This is a genomic window from Bacillus sp. F56, assembly GCF_001748205.1.
In the GTDB taxonomy this organism is placed as follows: domain Bacteria; phylum Bacillota; class Bacilli; order Bacillales; family Bacillaceae; genus Bacillus; species Bacillus stercoris.
Genome location: NZ_BDFC01000002.1, coordinates 1 through 983, shown reverse-complemented (window position 1 = coordinate 983; position 983 = coordinate 1). Strand labels below are relative to the sequence as shown.

At 46.5% G+C, this 983-nt stretch carries 6 tRNA genes and 1 rRNA gene; all 7 read right to left on the bottom strand.

Features of this window, described 5'->3' with window-relative positions:
• A 16S ribosomal RNA gene (locus BFW96_RS00040) occupies positions 1-186 on the bottom strand; the annotation flags it as partial.
• 172 nt (positions 187-358) lie between these two features.
• Positions 359-434, bottom strand: a tRNA-Ala gene (locus tag BFW96_RS00035).
• Positions 435-441: 7 nt separating this feature from the next.
• Positions 442-518 (bottom strand) — tRNA-Pro (locus BFW96_RS00030).
• 27 nt (positions 519-545) lie between these two features.
• A tRNA-Arg gene (locus BFW96_RS00025) sits at positions 546-622 on the bottom strand.
• A 31-nt stretch (positions 623-653) separates the two neighbouring features.
• Positions 654-728: transfer RNA gene (locus BFW96_RS00020), tRNA-Gly, on the bottom strand.
• A gap of 61 nt (positions 729-789) precedes the next feature.
• Positions 790-862 (bottom strand) — tRNA-Thr (locus BFW96_RS00015).
• 2 nt (positions 863-864) lie between these two features.
• Positions 865-939, bottom strand: a tRNA-Asn gene (locus tag BFW96_RS00010).
• Between the last annotated feature and the right edge of the window lie 44 nt (positions 940-983).

The window sequence follows — 983 nt, the reverse complement described above, 5'->3', positions numbered from 1 at the left end:
AAACAAGCATCCGGTCATTAGCCCCGGTTTCCCGGAGTTATCCCAGTCTTACAGGCAGGTTACCCACGTGTTACTCACCCGTCCGCCGCTAACATCAGGGAGCAAGCTCCCATCTGTCCGCTCGACTTGCATGTATTAGGCACGCCGCCAGCGTTCGTCCTGAGCCAGGATCAAACTCTCCGATAAAGTAGTTTGACTGACTACGCACATCGCTGTGCGATTTATAAAAAAATGAATTAACAGGTACGTTTTGTCTTGTTTAGTTTTCAAAGATCATTTTGTTTGTCTGCTTTGTTAAAGCAACTTTATTAGTATACAATGTCGCTTTTTCAAAGTCAACAACTTTTTTAAAAACTTTTGGTGGAGCCTAGCGGGATCGAACCGCTGACCTCCTGCGTGCAAAGCAGGCGCTCTCCCAGCTGAGCTAAGGCCCCATGAAAATGGTCGGGAAGACAGGATTCGAACCTGCGACCCCATGGTCCCAAACCATGTGCTCTACCAAGCTGAGCTACTTCCCGATTTCCTATCTATTCTATTAAAAGATATGGCGCGCCCGAGAGGAGTCGAACCCCTAACCTTTTGATCCGTAGTCAAACGCTCTATCCAATTGAGCTACGGGCGCAATTAAATTTATAATATCCCGTTGGGATAAATGGAGCGGAAGACGGGATTCGAACCCGCGACCCCCACCTTGGCAAGGTGGTGTTCTACCACTGAACTACTTCCGCATATCGCAATAAAAAAAGCTTTCTCCTTTTTGAGAAACCTTAGTAATAATACATTTAATAAAGCTTCCAAGCGGGCTCGAACCGCTGACCTCTTCCTTACCATGGAAGTGCTCTACCTGCTGAGCTATGGAAGCAATGGCTCCGCAGGTAGGATTCGAACCTACGACCGATCGGTTAACAGCCGATAGCTCTACCACTGAGCTACTGCGGAATAATATAAAGCTTCATAAACAAACATGGTAGAAATAATAAATC